This window comes from Aliiglaciecola sp. CAU 1673 (assembly GCF_029223185.1).
Lineage (GTDB): Bacteria > Pseudomonadota > Gammaproteobacteria > Enterobacterales > Alteromonadaceae > Bowmanella.
This window is the reverse complement of the sequence record NZ_JARHUG010000013.1, coordinates 110,273-128,069: the sequence shown is the minus strand read 5'-3', so window position 1 is coordinate 128,069 and position 17,797 is coordinate 110,273. Positions and strand designations below refer to the sequence as shown.

General features: G+C 50.5%; 20 protein-coding genes. 8 read left to right on the top strand and 12 right to left on the bottom strand.

Going from position 1 to position 17,797, the window contains the following annotated elements; all coding sequences use genetic code 11:
* Window positions 1-43 precede the first annotated feature (43 nt).
* Window positions 44-616: a TetR/AcrR family transcriptional regulator gene (locus P2G88_RS13615; RefSeq protein ID WP_275796837.1), complete on the bottom strand. Its 573-nt coding sequence runs from the start codon at window positions 614-616 to the stop codon at window positions 44-46.
* Between the two features lie 121 nt (window positions 617-737).
* Here P2G88_RS13615 and P2G88_RS13610 point away from each other — a divergent pair, with 121 nt between their 5' ends.
* Window positions 738-2,369, top strand: a complete 1,632-nt coding sequence (locus P2G88_RS13610) for a M28 family metallopeptidase (RefSeq protein ID WP_275796836.1) — start codon at window positions 738-740, stop codon at window positions 2,367-2,369.
* A 52-nt stretch (window positions 2,370-2,421) separates the two neighbouring features.
* Here the strand turns inward: P2G88_RS13610 and slmA are convergent, their stop codons facing one another.
* From slmA to coaBC, 3 genes are read right to left on the bottom strand one after another with little or no spacing between them, the layout of a single operon-like run.
* Window positions 2,422-3,012: a nucleoid occlusion factor SlmA gene (slmA, locus tag P2G88_RS13605; RefSeq protein ID WP_275796834.1), complete on the bottom strand. Its 591-nt coding sequence runs from the start codon at window positions 3,010-3,012 to the stop codon at window positions 2,422-2,424.
* Window positions 3,013-3,023: 11 nt separating this feature from the next.
* A complete protein-coding gene (dut, locus tag P2G88_RS13600) occupies window positions 3,024-3,479 on the bottom strand; it encodes a dUTP diphosphatase (RefSeq protein ID WP_275796833.1) in 456 nt (151 codons plus the stop codon).
* Complete coding sequence (gene coaBC / locus P2G88_RS13595) at window positions 3,472-4,680, bottom strand: bifunctional phosphopantothenoylcysteine decarboxylase/phosphopantothenate--cysteine ligase CoaBC (protein ID WP_275796831.1); 1,209 nt, start codon at window positions 4,678-4,680, stop codon at window positions 3,472-3,474. The genes dut and coaBC overlap by 8 nt, the downstream gene beginning before the upstream one ends.
* A 94-nt stretch (window positions 4,681-4,774) precedes the next feature.
* Between coaBC and radC the strand changes: the two genes are divergently transcribed.
* The 5 genes from radC to mutM all read left to right on the top strand — a co-directional run bounded on the left by radC (window position 4,775) and on the right by mutM (window position 8,098).
* Complete coding sequence (gene radC / locus P2G88_RS13590) at window positions 4,775-5,449, top strand: DNA repair protein RadC (protein ID WP_275796830.1); 675 nt, start codon at window positions 4,775-4,777, stop codon at window positions 5,447-5,449.
* Window positions 5,450-5,621: 172 nt separating this feature from the next.
* Window positions 5,622-5,858 (top strand): 50S ribosomal protein L28, encoded by a 237-nt coding sequence (gene rpmB / locus P2G88_RS13585; protein WP_275796828.1) that lies wholly within the window; start codon window positions 5,622-5,624, stop codon window positions 5,856-5,858.
* A 10-nt stretch (window positions 5,859-5,868) separates the two neighbouring features.
* Window positions 5,869-6,024, top strand: a complete 156-nt coding sequence (rpmG, locus tag P2G88_RS13580; RefSeq protein ID WP_102798540.1) for a 50S ribosomal protein L33 — start codon at window positions 5,869-5,871, stop codon at window positions 6,022-6,024.
* An 803-nt stretch (window positions 6,025-6,827) separates the two neighbouring features.
* Window positions 6,828-7,286, top strand: coding sequence for a hypothetical protein (locus P2G88_RS13575; protein ID WP_275796826.1), 459 nt, complete (start codon window positions 6,828-6,830; stop codon window positions 7,284-7,286).
* On the top strand, window positions 7,286-8,098 hold the full coding sequence (mutM, locus tag P2G88_RS13570) for a bifunctional DNA-formamidopyrimidine glycosylase/DNA-(apurinic or apyrimidinic site) lyase (RefSeq protein WP_275796825.1): 813 nt from the start codon (window positions 7,286-7,288) through the stop codon (window positions 8,096-8,098). The genes P2G88_RS13575 and mutM overlap by 1 nt, the downstream gene beginning before the upstream one ends.
* A gap of 44 nt (window positions 8,099-8,142) precedes the next feature.
* Here the strand turns inward: mutM and P2G88_RS13565 are convergent, their stop codons facing one another.
* The 7 genes from P2G88_RS13565 to P2G88_RS13535 form a co-directional block, all read right to left on the bottom strand.
* Window positions 8,143-9,021, bottom strand: coding sequence for an aspartyl protease family protein (locus P2G88_RS13565; RefSeq protein WP_275796823.1), 879 nt, complete (start codon window positions 9,019-9,021; stop codon window positions 8,143-8,145).
* A 61-nt stretch (window positions 9,022-9,082) separates the two neighbouring features.
* Entirely contained in the window at window positions 9,083-10,474 is a 1,392-nt protein-coding gene (locus tag P2G88_RS13560) for an ATP-binding protein (RefSeq protein WP_275796821.1), read from the bottom strand.
* Window positions 10,474-11,172: a response regulator transcription factor gene (locus tag P2G88_RS13555; protein WP_275796819.1), complete on the bottom strand. Its 699-nt coding sequence runs from the start codon at window positions 11,170-11,172 to the stop codon at window positions 10,474-10,476. Before P2G88_RS13555 ends, P2G88_RS13560 begins: the two co-directional genes overlap by 1 nt.
* 91 nt (window positions 11,173-11,263) lie before the next feature.
* Window positions 11,264-11,752, bottom strand: a complete 489-nt coding sequence (gene coaD / locus P2G88_RS13550; RefSeq protein ID WP_275796817.1) for a pantetheine-phosphate adenylyltransferase — start codon at window positions 11,750-11,752, stop codon at window positions 11,264-11,266.
* 55 nt (window positions 11,753-11,807) lie between these two features.
* Entirely contained in the window at window positions 11,808-12,947 is a 1,140-nt protein-coding gene (locus P2G88_RS13545) for a glycosyltransferase family 9 protein (RefSeq protein ID WP_275796816.1), read from the bottom strand.
* A gap of 5 nt (window positions 12,948-12,952) precedes the next feature.
* Window positions 12,953-14,353: a capsule assembly Wzi family protein gene (locus P2G88_RS13540; protein ID WP_275796878.1), complete on the bottom strand. Its 1,401-nt coding sequence runs from the start codon at window positions 14,351-14,353 to the stop codon at window positions 12,953-12,955.
* Window positions 14,354-14,385: 32 nt separating this feature from the next.
* A complete protein-coding gene (locus P2G88_RS13535; RefSeq protein ID WP_275796815.1) occupies window positions 14,386-15,297 on the bottom strand; it encodes a DUF6492 family protein in 912 nt (303 codons plus the stop codon).
* A gap of 184 nt (window positions 15,298-15,481) precedes the next feature.
* On the opposite strand from P2G88_RS13535, the gene P2G88_RS13530 reads away from it, so the two are divergent.
* Together P2G88_RS13530 and P2G88_RS13525 are read left to right on the top strand one after the other, a co-directional pair.
* Window positions 15,482-16,267, top strand: coding sequence for a glycosyltransferase family 2 protein (locus P2G88_RS13530; RefSeq protein ID WP_275796814.1), 786 nt, complete (start codon window positions 15,482-15,484; stop codon window positions 16,265-16,267).
* Window positions 16,260-17,027 (top strand): glycosyltransferase family 2 protein, encoded by a 768-nt coding sequence (locus tag P2G88_RS13525; protein ID WP_275796813.1) that lies wholly within the window; start codon window positions 16,260-16,262, stop codon window positions 17,025-17,027. Before P2G88_RS13530 ends, P2G88_RS13525 begins: the two co-directional genes overlap by 8 nt.
* On the opposite strand, the gene P2G88_RS13520 is transcribed toward P2G88_RS13525, so the two are convergent.
* Complete coding sequence (locus tag P2G88_RS13520; protein WP_275796812.1) at window positions 17,024-17,749, bottom strand: 3-deoxy-D-manno-octulosonic acid kinase; 726 nt, start codon at window positions 17,747-17,749, stop codon at window positions 17,024-17,026. The two genes, P2G88_RS13525 and P2G88_RS13520, sit on opposite strands and share 4 nt — an antisense overlap.
* Window positions 17,750-17,797 lie beyond the last annotated feature (48 nt).

The following is a 17,797-nucleotide window of genomic DNA, read 5'->3' as shown; positions in this document are numbered from 1 at the left end:
TTTTAACCAGGCCGCCGTAGCAAGCCAAGCCGCAGACAAAGCATTAGCGACCCGAAAGCGGACTGAGCAAGGCCGATGTGGCCAAGGCCAGCTCGTCGGTTTGCCCGGCTAATATGGCGTTAACCGCCATGCCTTGTACATAGCAGGTCAGTTGCAAGGCGGTGGATTCCACCGGCACATTTGCGCGTACCTGTTGATGCTCTATGGCCTTTTCCAAACAACCGATAAAGCTGATTTGCAATTTGTCCAGATAATGCCGACCCATTTCGCGGATTTGCTTGTCATCCACACCCAACTCAGTAATGCAATTGATCAACAAGCAGCCACGGCCTTTAACTAATTTGACGTAGTCCGCAAAGAAATGCTCGATGGAACTCAGGCCCTGATTATCATCAAGATGTCGTAAAACCGGCGCCAGCTTTTCTTGCTGATATCTTTCCAGCACCCGGTACAAGAAGTTTTGCTTACTGCCAAACTCCAGATAGAAGCCCCGGCGATTGAAATCAGTACGGGCGATAATTTCATCCATGATAGAGCCGTGATAGCCATGCTCCAACAACACATCCATGGCCAGATCCAATACCGTGGGAACATCATACAAAGCTTTACGAGGCATATTCTCAACCTAAGAACATATGTTCTTTCAGACTAGTGAAAGCCGTTGCAAAGTCAAGGCAGGGGCGACGACAAAGCGAAAATATGCCAGACTGGCGTCTTTCGTTAATTCGGATATTGTGATGAAAAAATCATTGTTAATCACTTTTGCCCTGATAAGTGGACTGTCTTGCTCTGCTCAGGCGCAACAATCGCAAAATGTGCAAGCCGACGCCGCACGAATCAAAGCCCATCTGACTTTTTTGGCCGATGACTTGCTGGAGGGTCGTGACACCGGTAGCCGTGGCCATGAGATTGCGGCTTTGTATATTGCCAGCCAGTTTGCTCAGCTTGGATTGACCCCTGCCGGTGACAATGGCACTTATATGCAGCGCGTGCCATTGCGTCAGTCTCATCTGGTGCAGTCTTCACCCAAGCTCACATTAGCAGGGCCAGAAGGGCAAATCTCACTTAGCTATCCCAAAGACTATATTACTTCTGGCAGTGTGGCCTTTTCACTGGCGCATCTGCAGGGTGAAATGGTGTTTGCCGGGTACGGCATTGTTGCCCCCGAACTGGGACATGATGACTACGCTGGCTTAGACGTCAAAGGTAAAGTGGTGGTGTTGCTGTCCGGTAAACCAGAGTCTTTCCCCAGCGAGGAAGGCGCACATTTTGGCTCGGGCAGTGAAAAAAGCCGCCATGCCATCGCCAATGGCGCTATCGGTATGATCACCATCAGCACGCCTTTGGCAGAAAAAGTACGCCCATACCAAACCCTGCTTAACTACCTGCACACGCCCAAGATGCGATGGTTGGATAAAAGCGGCAATCCCCATGAGGCCTTCCCTGAATTGCTTAACGATGCCTACTTTAGCCAGGATGCCGCGGCCAAGCTATTTGCAGACGCGCCTATGAGTCTTAAAGACATCTACGCGCAGTTAGAAAAGGGTAACACGCCCAAAGGCTTTGCCCTTAAGACTCGTATTGATTTCACCAAGCAAAGCGAACATGAAAATATCAGTAGCCCCAACGTGGCGGCCATACTGGAAGGTAGCGATCCGGTGTTTAAAAATGAGTATGTGGTATTCAGTGCCCACTCAGACCATATCGGTTTTGCCAAGACCGTGCTAAAAGACAAAATCAACAACGGTGCCATGGACAATGCCACCGGCACCTCAGTGCTATTAGAAACGGCACGCCTGTTTGCAGAGCTGCCGATGCGTCCTAAGCGTTCCATTTTGTTTGTCGCCGTTACCGGAGAAGAGAAAGGTTTGCTGGGCGCTGATTACTTCGCCCAGCAGCCCACCGTTCCCCTGAATGCCATGGTGGCCAACGTCAATCTGGATATGCCTATCCTGACATTTGAATCTGCCGATGTGATTGCCTTTGGTGCCAACCACAGCTCGCTACAGCAGACGGTTTCAGAGGCGGCCAAAGCGGCTGGCTTAAGCTTGAGCCCCGACCCTTGGCCGGAACAGGCACTGTTTACCCGTTCCGATCATTATATGTTTGTGAAGCAGGGGATCCCGTCTGTGTTTCTGGTACCCGGCCTCAAATCCATGGATCCCAATGTCGATGGCGCCAAGAAGTTCGGTGAGTTTATTCAAAAGCATTACCACAAGCCCTCCGACGAGCTGAATGACAGTTTTAACTGGCAGGCCGCCAAGCGTTTTGCCGAGGTTAATTTCCAGATTGGTTTGAGCCTGGCCGATGATAATAAGCGCCCAACCTGGAATGAGGATGACTTCTTTGGACGAGCTTTCTCGAAGTAGTTGATAATGACAATAAAAAGGGCCTTCGGGCCCTTTTTATTGAGCAAAAAACTCAGGCAAAAAAGCGGGTACGCATAAAAGCCCATTGTTCGGCAAAGCCGTCGGTAGGGCGGCGGGTAAATTCGCTGCGGATAAACTGGTTGATCCGACCGTCCACATAGCAAATCAGAATGTTGGCGATATGCGCTTCATCGGTGGCCATGGGTTTGCCTTCGCGCAGCTTTCTTTCACGTAACACCTGGCGAAGCTGAGCTTCGAGGCGCTCAAAAAGCTGGGTGATGCGCGCGCGTAAACGGTCCTGCTCTCCCATCAGTGCATCACCGTTAAGGATACGGGTAATGCCGGGGTTACGCTCTGCAAAGCCGAGGATGAGATGCAGGATATGCTGGCTGCGTATAGCAGCATCTTTTTCTTCTTCCAGGATCTTATTAATACGGGAAAACAGAGTTTCTTCAATAAACTCGATCAGGCCTTCAAACATCCTCGCCTTACTGGGGAAATGGCGATACAGGGCGGCTTCAGATACGCCTACTTCGGCGGCCAATTTGGCTGTGGTAATGCGCTGTCCGGGACTGGTTTCCAGCATACTGGCCAGGCATTGTAAGATCTGGGCACGGCGATTGGGTCTCTTGGTGGCTGGCATGTGACGTCCTACTAACTGCGACCGGATGAGCCAAAGCCACCCTGTCCCCTTTGACTGGATTCAAAATCATCAACGATGCTGAATTGGGCTTGGATTACCGGCAGGATAACCAATTGGGCAATACGTTCGCCGGGCTCAATCACAAAACTATCCTGACCCCGGTTCCACATGGATACCATCAACTGTCCTTGGTAATCGGAATCGATCAACCCTACTAAGTTACCCAGCACAATACCGTGTTTATGGCCTAAACCTGAGCGGGGCAGGATGGTGGCACAAATGCTCGGATCGGCGATATGAATGGCGATACCGGTGGGCACCAACGTGGTTTGCCCGGGGGCCAGGCTCAACGGCGCGTCCAGACAAGCGCGCAAATCCATGCCGGCCGAACCCGGAGTGGCGTATTCGGGCAGGGGAATGCTGTCGCCAATCCGTGGGTCGAGAATTTTAACGTCAATCTTATGCATCTTGTTGTTCTTTATATCGTTGTGCAATGAGCGTCAGCAATTGGGTTGCCAAGGTGAGTTTGTCGCAAAGGGGCAAGTGTTGCTCGCCGCCAGGCCAATACACCGACAGTGCATTCAGTTCACTGTTGAAGCCGCTATTCTGCTTCGATACGTCATTGGCTGCAATCATGTTCAGTCGTTTTCTGACCATTTTGTCTTTTGCATACTGGCCCACATCCTGGGTTTCGGCAGCAAAACCCACAGTAAATGGCGGTTTCGATGAAGCGGCGACATCTGCAAGTATATCGGGGTTTTTAATGAGAGTAAGGGTTAACTCATCATTGGATTTCTTAATTTTTTGCGTGGTTACCTGTGCGGGCCGATAGTCGGCAACGGCGGCACAGCCAATAAAAATATCCATCTCCTGAATCTTTGCCATTACTTGATCGTGCATCTGTAGGGCGCTATCCGCTTTAAGTAATGTGCAGCCCGAAGGGGCAGGCAGATTGACCGGACCGCTGACTAAATTGACCTCTGCACCCATCAGCGCAGCCGCCCTGGCCAGCGCATATCCCATTTTGCCCGAACTGTGGTTGCTAAGATAACGCACCGGGTCGATGGCTTCGCGGGTAGGCCCGGCTGTTATCATCAACTTCAGTCCTTGCAATAAGGCTGGCTGGCATTGTTGCTCCATAAGATCCGCCAACTCCATTGGCTCGAGCATACGACCGGGTCCTACGTCACCACAGGCCTGTTCACCTTGCGCCGGGCCAAAACAAGTTACACCTCGGGAGCGCAAGGTAGCCAGGTTCTGTTGGGTAACCGCCGCCCGGTACATTTGTTGATTCATGGCGGGAGCGATAAATAGCGGCGCGTCGCTGGCCAGGCATAAGGTGGTAAGCAGATCGTCAGCCATGCCGGCAGTCAGGCGAGCAATAATATTGGCGCTGGCAGGTGCAATCAGGATCATATCGGCCCACTTGGCCAGCTCGATATGACCCATGGCCGCTTCCGCTGCCGGATCCAGCATTTCCATAGATACCGGTAACGACGACACGGCCTGAAGCGCTAAGGGGCTGACAAACTCTTTCGCCGAGGGGGTTAGTACTACGCGCACATTGGCACCTTTGGCCTTGAGTTTACGCACTAAATCCGGGGTTTTGTATGCGGCAATACCGCCAGAGATCCCCAATAGAATGTTTTTATTGATTAACAAAGACATAGAAGCCGTCCCGGTCATTTGCCCATAGCCTATCATTAAAGGTCAAATGAGGTAATACGCCCAAAGTATATCGCCAGGGCAGAAGGAGGCGGCCATGAAACTCGCCGATTGGCCAAAGCAGGAACGTCCAAGGGAAAAATTGCTGACGCTGGGGGCCTGCGCCCTGACCGATGCCGAATTGCTTGCCATCTTTCTTCGCACCGGTATTAGTGGGCTGAATGCGGTGGAATTGTCCGCCCAGCTGATTCAGCGTTTTGGCAGTTTACGTGCTCTGCTGGCGGCAAACCGGCAGGATTTTTGCGCAGCCAAAGGTTTAGGTGATGCTAAGTTTGTGCAATTGCAGGCAGTACTGGAAATGGCCAGGCGCTATTTGCTGGAGCCATTGCAACGAGGAGCAGTGTTTTGCAACGCCGAGGATACCCGCAATTACCTTATTGCCCGACTTCGTGATGAACCCCACGAAGTCTTTGCCATGCTGCTATTAGATGCCCAGCATCGTCTGATCGCCTTTAAAGCTGTATTTCAAGGTACTATCGATAGTGCCGCCGTTCATCCCAGGGTACTGGTTAAAACGGCATTAGATCACCAGGCGGCGGCGGTGATCCTGGCACACAATCATCCTTCTGGTGTTGCTGAGCCGAGTGAGGCGGATCGCCAGATCACGCAAAGGATCTGTGATGCCATGGCGCTGATGGATATTCGTGTATTAGATCATTTCGTGATTGGCGATGGGCAGGCTGTGTCCTTTGCCGAGCGGGGCTTGCTGTAAGCCCCATGTTTTCCAGCCTGAGGTCAATAAACAAGCGGCACTGAGTGGAAAATGGTTGATCTGGGACGGCCTTTGCTGTATAAAATGCGCCCTCTTGTCACTAGCGTGAACTGGTTCGGGTTGTATAAATGGCCAGCCAGAATTGATTATTAGGTAAATTTGGAGACAAACAATGTCCAGAGTATGTCAAGTAACTGGCAAGCGTCCTGCGGTAGGTAACAACCGCTCACACGCTAAAAACGCCACTCGTCGTCGCTTCCTGCCCAACCTGCAAACGCACCGTTTCTGGGTAGAAGCTGAGAACCGTTTCGTTAAGCTGCGCGTTACTCCTAAAGGTATGCGTATCATCGATAAAAATGGCATCGATTCAGTTTTGGCTGATATGCGTGCCCGTGGCGAAAAGATTTAAGGAATAACTCATGCGCGATAAGATCAAACTGGTTTCTACCGCTAACACCGGTTACTTCTACACCACTGACAAGAACAAGCGCAACATGCCTGGCAAAATGGAGATCAAAAAGTTTGATCCCGTTGTTCGCAAGCACGTGCTGTTCAAGGAAGCCAAAATCAAGTAATTTTGCTTGCTTTTGTCTCCAAGAAAACCCGGCTCTGCCGGGTTTTTTTATGTCCATGGATGGACGGTATGCCGAAACTGCGGGGAGCGTTGTTTCGGCGATGGAAAACATCCTTGTTTTCCACCCTCCGGGCCGTCGACGTTCCTTCGACGTTCCAAAACGCTCCAGGCGTTTTGGTATGGAAAAAGCGTCCTGCCCGCCACCCTTCGGGCCATCGTAGTGCCTCCGATGTTGCGGTTTGCTCCGGGCAAACCTGTTATGTCCATGGATGGACGGTATGCCGAAACTGCCGGGAGCGTTGTTTCGGCGATGTCCATGGATGGACGGGCAGGTGAATGCTCCTTGCATAATTTGCACTTCCGCCCTCCATGGCGGTCGTATGCCGAAACTGCCGGGAGCGTTGTTTCGGCGATGTCCATGGATGGACTGGCAGATGAATGCTCCTTGCATAATCTGCACTTCCGCCTTCCATGGCGGTCGTATGCCGAAACTGCCGGGAGCGTTGTTTCGGCGATGTCCATGGATGGACGGGCAGGTGAATGCTCCTTGCATAATCTGCACTTCCGCCTTCCATGGCGGTCGTATGCCGAAACTGCGGGGAGCGTTGTCTATTCGCCTCGGTCCTGTGGCTCACTTGCTTTGCAAGCCAGCTAAAGCTGTTGATTGTTGCTCCTGGCAACCATGCTCGGCAATGGCGGGATTCGTGTCCCTGCGTGCAACCATGGCCAATTGCTGGTTGAGGCTAAACTAGCGAATGGATATGCTTAGCGGATTAAAAACGATGTGCCGTACCGGGGCTTTTTATGATTCGACTCTCACGCAAGGGCTGGAACAATGTTCTGATTTTTGCCACCTTGCTGATGATTCTGCTGTTTAACCAAAGTGGTCGTTTTCTTACCGACGGTGAACCTGCTACCTCTCATACCCTGCTTCCCACTGACATTCCGCTGATGAAGTTGGAGTTTGGCGCTCATCAATTAGAGCGTATTGGTCAGGGTTGGCGTGTGAGGCCTGCATCCTCACTGGATGAAGCCCAATTAATGGCGCTGGTGGATCATTGGCAGCAGGCCCTGTTGATCCCAATGGGAGAGGCTGATCTAGACACTGGAATAGTAGTCGTGGCCTGGCTTGCTGGCGAAGCTCAAGGCCGCATCTTCAGGCTAGTAGAGCGTGATGATAGCGTCTGGGTTGCATACGATAAAAAGCTTTTCCAAATCCAGAACAAAACCCTGGATGAATTGGTACCGGAGGCACTTCGCTGATGCCTGAGCTACCAGAAGTTGAAGTCAGTCGCCTTGGCATCAGTCCCCATCTGACTAACCGCACTCTGAAAAACATTATTGTCCGTCAGCGTCAGTTACGCTGGCCGATTCCAGAAGAAGTGTATCAGGCCGAAGGGCAAGTGATTAATAGTGTGCGCCGTCGCGCCAAATACCTGTTGATTGATACTGCCCCGGGGAGCCTGATATTGCATTTAGGTATGTCTGGCAGTTTGCGTGTAGTGCCAGCCAACACACCGCTGAATAAGCATGATCATCTGGATCTGGTGCTGGATAATGGCCAATGCCTCAGGTTTAACGATCCCAGGCGTTTTGGCGCCTGCTTATGGCAAGCCGCTGGGGAACCACAGCTTGAAATGCTTACCAGACTTGGCCCTGAGCCTCTATCAGAAGCCTTTGATGCAGACCGCTTGTATACGTTGTCCCGCAAGCGCCAGCAAGCGGTGAAAAACTTTATTATGGATAATCAGGTGGTGGTTGGCGTGGGTAATATCTACGCCAGTGAATCCTTGTTTATGGCAGGCATCGATCCCCGCAAAGCGGCGGGCAGGGTGGGGCGGCAGGCTTATGAACGCTTGGCGGATTGTATTCGTGAGGTCCTGGCACAGGCGATTACACAAGGCGGTACCACGTTAAAGGATTTTACCCAGGTTGACGGCAATCCGGGCTATTTTGCCCAGCAACTGAGGGTGTATGGCCGAACGGGAAAGCCCTGTCTGGTGTGTGAGGAGCCGGTGAAAAGTATCACCTTGGGGCAGCGTAACAGTTTTTACTGCCCCCGTTGCCAGCGCTAACGGGATTGTCCAAATCCCGCCCCCGAGAAATGGTCTGTCTGTTATCAGAAGTAAATTTTGTGGTTGCGGTAATCCACCACCAGATGGCTGTTTTTAAAGTAACTCAGCCCTAATAGCATAACCGGTTTATCTTTATATCCAAGGGCGGCAAACACGGGGAGGTCGGCCATAGAGACCTTATCGTCTGATACCGCATGATTTCCCAGTTTAAACTCCAGCTCGGCCAGCTTTTGTCGGCTTACAGCACTGTCATGCAGCCCCCTTGCCTTAGCGGACTCCAGTATAGGAACATTCAGCTGCTGGTGCAGGGGCCCGTTAATCAAGCTTTCAGGTGCTCCGGTATCTAATATGGCATCAATTTCCTTACCGTTAAACCAGGTGTTGACGATCACCAGATTGTTCTGAAGCCTAAAATCTGCCTGTCGAAGTCCCAGAAAGTCTTCTTGCTGGCAGCCTGCGGGGGAGAGTTTCAGTTTGTTCGTGGTGAAATTAAAGACTACACAATGCTTGGACAGAAAATCATATCCGACAACACCAAGCATCTCACCTTTTGTATTTGTCAGATCTGACATGTCTTGGAATACATAAGGTAGATTGGAAACTTCAATCTCTTGTGCGGTTGAGGTGTCAATATTTGCCATCAACAGCGAACTGGAACCTACGGCTGCCTGGACTTCCAGTCGACTGATCTTATCTTCGGGTAGCGCCAGTGTTGCCTGCAAGCTTGTTGGCAATACACCTATGTTCGCTCCAGTATCGACAATCATCGGATAGTTGGAGATCTGGTTAATACCCATGTGGATATAGGCATGGCCATCGTCGGTATAGGCGAGATCCAGTTCTACAGCCTGATTGTGTATTGGTGTGCTCATGCTGATGGCACTGACGCTGAGTAAAGCGGCGGCCAGTAAAGATTGTTTCATATATGTCTCCTGCCAATATAAGTCTACGGGGGTAGAATGGCAGGCAATTGTCAGAGAAATATCAAGCTGTTAAAGGAAGGCAAATAATAAAGTTGCAGCCTTTGTAAGGGGCGCTTTGTAACCTCAGGGTTCCGCCCATCAAATCGACCAACTGGCGACAGATTGGTAGGCCCAACCCCAGATTATGGCTTTGCTGTCTGGCTTGTTCTACCCGGTAAAAACGCTCAAAAACCAGTGACTGTTGCGTTTCACTTAACCCCTTGCCAAAGTCTTTTACCGAAACCAGCACTACCTGATCCTGCCTGCTAACGGATATCCTGATTTGACCGCCGTCGGCGCCATATTTAAAGGCATTGTCGAGCAGGTTGATGATGACTTGGCGTAATCTATCTTTATCAGTCTTTATCATAATCCTCGGTTCGATAACGGTCTTCAGACTTAGGCCTTGCCGCTCCGCACGAGTGTCATAATGACTGACCACTTCCTCCACCAGCTGGCTCAGATTTGCCGTTACCAAACTGACTTTGAGCATGTTCGCCTCCGTCAACGACAACAACTGAAGATCTTCAACGATACGCGTTAACTGGGCTAGCTCATTGCGCATCAAAGTGAATTGATGATTGTCTGCGCTAACTAATCCGTCCTCCAGGGCTTCTAGTCTTGCTTGCAGCGCGTTGATGGGGGTGCGCAACTCATGTGAGAGATCGGAGTTCATCTGTTCATAGCGCTGATGTAAGCCTTGCAGCCAGGCGGCTAACTGATTAAAACTTTGAATGATGTCACCGACTTCATCATGGCGTTGCATGCCTAGGCGTGTGTCAAATTTACCTTGCTTTATGGCATTGAAACTTTGCTGCAAATCTCTAAGTGGTCTCAGAAAATACCAGGCACCAAGCCAGGAGAGTAGGATGGCGACTGCAGACAGAGGCAGCAGACTGTAGAGAAATGAACGGTGCAGATCCTGGCGCAAGGTTTCCTGTCCTTGGTAGCGGGTGAGGGTTATTTTAGGAAACCAGAATAGATCATATTTCTGCTCCTGAGCGGAAAATTGCAGCTGTGGGTGATTCATCTGCACTATACTCGGTGACAGCTTTGGGCTGGTCACAACAAACTGGTAGCCTCTATCTATGGACTCCAAGGTTACACGGGCATCCATTTCCGCGACATTTTCATCAACCAGCTGACCATTATTGAGGACCAGAAAAAAATGCTCGGGAAACTGTTTAAACAGTGTTTGAGCCAGCTTGTTAATTGTGGCATCGTCGTTACTGCTAGCCAGGATTTCACTGACCTGGTCGTCACTTAACTGGACTTCCGCGAAAACCGCTGCACTTTGCCGACCGAAATCTACCAGAGCGTGATTAGCAGAGCGTACGGATATTGCGTAATAGATGCCCAATAGTAGCAGAGTGCAACCGGCAACCAGCAAAGTGAACTTGGTTCTAAGTTTCACTATATGCTCCTTCTGCCGACAAACTGATAGCCCTGCCCATACCGAGTGACGATATACTTTGGGCTGTGCTTGTTGTCACCTAGCTTTTTCCTGAGGTTAACCATGTGTGTGTCTATAGTTCGCTCTGTAACCGCTTCATCGTGCTTATATAAGGTGTCCAGCAACTCTTTGCGGCTGAGTACTTTGCCTGGTTGGCTGGCAAATGCCATCAGCAATGAAAACTCTGCGCTGGTCAGCGCTAAATCCTGCCCGCTTATTTCTGCGCAGTGGCTATTTGGATTGATAGTTAGGTCGGTAAATTGGAGTCGGTCTTTCTGATGGCCGACGCGGGTACGCTTTAATAAAGCCAGCACCCGGGAAGTCAGCTCTCTGGGACTGTAAGGCTTACAGACATAATCATCCGCGCCCGCATCAAACCCTTGCAGTCGGTCAGACTCTGAAACCTTTGCCGTTACCATGATCGTCGGAATGTTCAGTTCAACAGCTTTATGCAGCAGTTGTCGACCGTCCCCGCCAGGCAGCATAATATCGAAAATAGCGATGTCCCAATTAAGGTTGTTCAGTGCTCTTGTGGCATCTTGCGCATTGTCGTAGTGCTGTACATCCAGACCTTGCTGCTTCAAATACAGGGTTAGGATTTCTGCGCTATTGATGTCATCTTCTACGTACAGCACACGACGAGATTGATATATTCTCATTGGGAATAGTAAGCCGTTGCAGGTGGGCCGTGGATGACGGAGTCAGGCATAGGGTCACATTACAAACTTGAAATAGCGCCTTTCATGGGGACTATTCGTTTGGATGGAGCTTTGCACGCAAAGCATCTTGTACTGCCTTGTGACAAAAACCTTCAACGTTGCCACGATGAAGCGCCACTTCCTTAACCAGGGTGGAGGAGATAAAGGAATTCTCTTCAGAAGGGGTCAGGAAAACGCTTTCCAGATTCGGATTCAGACGGCGATTCATATTGGCTAGCTGAAACTCATATTCAAAATCGGAGACAGCACGCAGGCCGCGGATCAGAATAGTGGCCTGATGGCGGGCAGCAAAATCTACCAATAAGCCGGTGAAGCCAATCACTTCGACATTGTTCAAATGACTGGTGATTTGCTTGGCCAGCTCAACGCGCTCTTCCAGGGTAAACAAGGGTTTTTTACTGGGGTTGGCGGCAATCCCTACGGTAACGTGGGCAAACATATTGGCCGCGCGCTCAATCAGGTCGGCGTGACCATTGGTGATAGGGTCGAAGGTGCCCGGATAAATTGCCTTGGTATGCATATTCTTGGTTGATGAAAAAATCCAGCGCCAAGCTTAACTTAGCCGATGACAGAAATTAAGCCCGACCGGTCAATTTATGCGATAGCAAGGAGCTAAGTTGTAAATATGCTTCCACCACCTGGCTTACCGGGATGCGATCCACTCTCTCCTTACCATAAACAAGAACAGCCGGACCAAGTGGTCGCCAACTAGTGGCTGAGTCCCTTAGCAGTGCAACTTGCGGCGTTCCCACACAGGCCGCCAGATGCATGATCGCTGTCTCTACGGTAATTACCCGATCAGAGGCGGCAATCATGGCCGGTAACTGGACAAAGTGAGAGGCAGAAAATGGCTGTATTGCAAGTTGCTGAAGCACTGTCTCACGGGCCAGCCTGTCTTTTGTCTCTTGTAACTGTGCCGGAGGGACGTTGAGCACAAAGAGCGTTGGTCCCTGGGAGGCCTGAATTGCTAACAACAACTCAGTCAGCTGCGACCACTGGTAATCCCTTTTACTGGTCGTGGAAAGGTGGTTGATAAATAACGTGCTCGAGGCGTTTAAACCGGTCTTCTGTGTCCATTTGGCCAACTGATCCCGGGCTTCAATCAGCGCGTTTTCCTCAACGTTCAGCGGTGCCACCCTTTTTTCTGCGGGGAGAGACAGGCCCAGCAGCTGCTTGAACTTTTGCTGATAAATGTCGCTGATATGCAGGTCCTGTCTGCTATGCAACGAATCTACCTTGAGATATCCATCCAGTTGCCGGAAGTACCACCATTTACTCAGCGCATGGTGCGCCGGATTGGTCAGGGTTCCTACCACATAAGCCTTGGGAGCGATCTGACGCGCATATCTGGCATACTGTTCACTGCGGGTGCTTGCGATAAAAACAACCAGGTCGTACTGCACTTCCCTGGCCTGCTTGAGCATTGACTGTCGATGCTTCTTATCGCGGGCGATGGGATAGATTTGTTGCAGATGATCTTCCGCTTTTAGCCATTGCACCAGCGTTTGATTGCGTCCCTCATGCCAGGCTTTATGGCGGCTTCTGCAGTCATCAATCCAGATATCCACAGATAGCTGTGGATAGCGTGCGACCAGTTCCGCCAAATAGGCTCTCTGGTAGACAAAATCACCCAATGCCAGATGGGTCATGTACAACACTCTTTTCGCCTGCAATAACAGACGCTCGGGAACCAGGGGAAAAGAGTTGTCCTGCAAGGGGATCACCAGCGATAAAAGGCGCTTAGACGCGAAAAATCCTGCCCAAGGGGATCTTTGCCCCAGTATAGCTCCGCGCCCCAGAATCCGAGACTGGTGGCATGACTGTAGCGCAGATTGACTTCATAACCGGTTTCGTAACTCTGCCGGCCAGGATCATTTTGCAAGACTCTGAGGGTGCCATCGATGATTTGGCTGCCGGTGAGGGCCCAATTCAGGTTCAGAGAATGCGCCGAGGCTGGTACCGCGTCATTAAACTGTCTCGCATCACCGCCCCAATGTCCGAGCACCTGTCCTCCATTGGTATAACCCTGTTGATACAAGTGATGCACGTACCAGGCAGTGGACCAATGGCTAAATTCATACCTCAGCGACAGATCATCGGTGAGCAGTGGTAAAAAAAGGCCCAAAGAGTAGGTTTGGTTGCCAAGTTTGTAATTGCTCTCATCCAGGGTGTCTTCGCCGCCAAATTCCATATAAAGCGAGACAGGCGTACCCAGATGGAAATTAAACTTACTGGTAATCGAAGCTTGCTGGTTACCAAACTCGTAATTCGGATCGTCGGTATCCACATCCCCGACATTATCCTTGCCGGCCGGGTTGAAGATGGCTTCCATCACATCACTAAAGTCCACTTCACGTTTACCGCCACCGAATTGCAGTGTGCGGTTAAAGCCAAGTGTCCAGAAATCCAGCGGTGTCAAACTCAGGTGTAACCCGGCATGGCGAGGGCGTCCGGGAAAGAGCTCATCACCAAGACGAATGCCTTGCACTTCTTCCAATTGTGAATAGAAAACTTCGTAGCGAATATTCCAATCACTGATGGGATTGCTGTTACTAATGGTAATAGACGGCGAAGCTTCGGCATTGCTACTGACCAGCATGGCCGAATCCTGAAACGGGGAAAACCAATGCTCACGATAGCCGATTTCTACCTGTGCGTATTCATACCCCAACGCCAGATACGTAGTGTTGTGGGCCATATCCTGACCATCCGTGACCATTGTTCCGGCAGATAAGAGTACATAGGGATTGGCTTGATAAAAGCCATTGGCAGACACTCGGTAAGTGGCTTCGCTAAGAGCGCCGCGTTGATTGGGTAGAGCCCTTGCGGTGCCGCCGGAGGCAGCAAGCTCTGCACTTCTATGGGTGATGGCAGCTGTTTTTTTGTAGCGCTTCAGGTAGTTCTGGATGCGCTGATACAGCAATGGATGGCTGTCTTTAAGTTGTTCTGCCCTGACCTGCAGATCACTTGCCTTGTAGGGCTTGGTCAATGGCGCACCATCGGTAAGCGCCATTACCTTTTCAATCTGGTTTTCGATCTCCGGGGATAACTGCAAAGGCAGCAGAGGTGACAGTCCTTTAGCCTCGACCTGCATAGCGGTGGTCGATAAAAAAAATAACATCAAAACAGGAAGTATTCTGTTTCTGGATATCACTATCTGGCCTCCTGCCAACCGATGAAATGACCCACTCTGGTTAATACGGTTTGTGGTGACAGCCCCGACTTGCTGCCAACCACACAAAACAAACCGGGACATCTATTACTGAAGCTGTAGGCGGGATCCCACTGCTCGTAGGGGTGGGATTCATGTACCAAAAGTCGTTGGGGTATCTCTTTGGTGCCGGCGATAACATGGAACTTGTCCAGCATGGCATGTTTCAAAGCACACAGGTAATAGAGTGAATACTCTGTCCACTTAAGCATCAGGAAACGGCTGATACGCCAATTTCGCGGATTCTTGGGTTGATGCAGCGAGCACAGTTCATCCACCCAATGCTGTCCATCCTTGCCCGTTAATTCGAGCATTACCTTGTTGCATATATCCACCGCAAGGATGGCCGGCGTTACCGTCATACCGACGTCCGGATCGCCAATGACGGGGCTCATACTAAGTAACCGGGCTGATGATTTCCACCACTTGGGGTGTTGGGCGCGTTGCTCATACTGCAGCAGCGCTTTGCCATCTATCACTAACTTGTCGAAACTCAATGGCTTAAGGCAGATAACATCGGCGTCGAAGGTCAGATAAAAGCGAGTCGGCATCAATTTCGCGATGGCCAGCTTGATGATCTGCTGTTTGCGCCAGCCGCGCATCTCAGGGTAATTGGATAGCTGCGGGACGACCGTGCATTCACTAACAACGCGGATGTCGAATTGAGTCCATTTGGCCAGCTTGTCATTGACCAGCTGCACTTCATCTTTTGGCACAACAACAAAAAAGGGGCCAAGAAACCCGGTTGCACCGAAGTGAGCGAGGGATGTAAACAAAATATCTGTGCGATTCAGATCATCTACATCGTAACTGCCACGCGCTTTCAGCGGTAATACAGCGCCTATTTTTTCCATTCGTTGATATACCAAATCAGGATGTCTTACAAAGCCACTGCGGGCTGGAGGATGCATAGCTTAACATTCTTTTTTATGGCTATTCTCCTGTCTTCAGTTAATTTTCGTTATATTAGGCATCAAGTTTTGCCACTTTCATAAACCTCGGCCTTGCCGATGAAAAATACCTTTGGATCCCGCCTTTATGACCAGAAGACCCATTTCTTGTTTTGTTATCGCCTGTAACGAGGCGGACCGTATAGAAAAGTGCCTTGCGCCTCTGGCCGGCTGGGTAGACCAGTTGATTGTGCTGGACTCCGGCAGTAAGGACGACACTGTGGCATTGGCAAAGAAATATGCCGACGAGGTCCATGAAACTGATTGGCCCGGGTATGGTCCCCAACGAAACCGCGCTTTGGCCCTATGCAAACATGAGTGGGTACTTAATATCGACGCTGACGAAATCATCACCGATGCGTTAAAAAAGGAAATCGATCAGGTGCTCTCAAGCCCTCGTCTTGATGCCACCATTATCAGCTTTCCCTGGCACACTTTTTTATTCGGAAAGCCTCTGAAACATGGCCGTTACGCCTCTCCTCAAGGAAAGCTGTTTTTTAAGCAAGGCGCCCAGTTTAAGGATAGGCAAGTGCACGAAACCTTGCTGATGCCGGTATACAAAGAGAAGATCTTAAAGGCACCGCTTATTCACCATAGCTGGCGCAATTACCACCATGTGCTGGAGAAACACCTTAAATACGCCACCCTGATTGCAGAAGAAAAGGCGGCAAAGGGCAAACGATCTTCCATGGCGTATGCTACCTTGCGTTTTTTTACCGACTTTTTACAACAGTTCATTCTACGCGGTGGCTTTCTTGATGGTTGGCGTGGCTACATGATGGCGGTGATCCTTGGCCAGTATGCCTATCACAAGTATGCAGCGCTGGTGGCACTGCAAGCTGACGCCAAGTACAAGGCGAAATCTCATGACTAATGCCAAGGTGCCTATCAGTGTCTTTCTGGTCACCTGTAATGAGGCGAAGCATATCCGTGCAGTGTTAGCGCCGCTGAAGCGCTTTGATGAAGTGATCTTGGTGGACTCCGGCAGCACCGATGGCACAGTCGATATTGCCAGGGAAATGGGAGCCAAAGTGGTGCATCAGGACTGGTTAGGCTTCGCTAAGCAGAAAGAGTTTGCCCAGTCTTTGTGTAAAAACGAATGGGTCATGAACCTGGATGGTGATGAAATCCTGCCGGAGCAGGTGGCCGACAGCATTCAGGATCTGGTTGATAGTCAAAAGGCTGATGCGCTTAGATTGTACTTTGAAGATGTTTTTTGGGGGCGGGCCATGCATCCTTCTTCGGGTAAACGCTCTATCATCCGCGTATTCAAGCAAGGCCGTGCTGATTACCCTACAGATCGTCTGGTGCATGAAAATCTGGTACTTAAAAAAGATGCTACAGAGGCCGATGTGCCCGGTTTGGTGATCCACTTTGGCTATGGCAGCACGGCCTTAATGATGGAGAAACAAAACAAGTATTCCTCTTTAAAAGCCAAGGAGAAATATCAAAAAGGCAAGCGTCCTTCTTTGCTAAAACTGACGCTAATTTTTCCCATCACTTTTGTTAAGTCCTATTTGTTCAGGCGTATGTTTTTATCCGGCAAGCGAGGTTTAGTGCAAGCGCACATTGAGGCCATGTATGCGTTTTTGAAGGAAGCCAAATTATTTGAACATCATGAACGCCGGGACTAACACCCGGTTTGTTCATTGTAACCGGCCATCAGACTGGACCATTGTTGTGCTTGCCAATGATAATCAGGCATGCGTCCCTGCTCTTTCTCTAGAGAACGTTTAAGACGGGCAAGATTATCTTTTTTCCATCCCTGTCCTTGTCGTTTTTCGCAGCGGTCAAAGTCAATCAGCCAAATTTTGCCACTGTCATCAAGCATCAGGTTATGAATATTGAGATCGCTGTGACACACCTGCAGGGCATGCATTTTGGCAATCACTCGTCCCACCTCTTGCCAGATATCTTCGCCGACGGCACCTTCACAAAGACAGCGATGCAGATCGTGGCTGTTCGGGATCATCGACAGCAAAATATCACCGCGATAGATGAGGCCGCTTCGATGCACATGGGCCGCCACCGGGGTGGGAACAGGTAACCCTTGGGACTGCATCCAGCTTAACAGCTTCAGTTCGCGCCAGGGACGGGTGTGTTCAAGGCCTGGGTAGAGGTACTGGTCGGTCAGTAGCTTGCCGGGTATGCCGCCACGACGATAGTGGCGCAGCACCAGATTACCTTTGTCATAACGCACGAAATAGGTGGTGCCGCGACCCTGGGCCTGGCCAAGTACGGCACCTTGTTCAAGCCAGTAAGATGGCGCAAAGTGCCTTGCTTCAATCTTTGTAAACCAGCTTGGATCAAATAAGAAATGATGATCGTCCTGGTAGCCGTAAGTCAGGGCAGACATGAAAACCCGTATTTGTGATAAATTGCCATAGTTCGCTCTATTCTACCT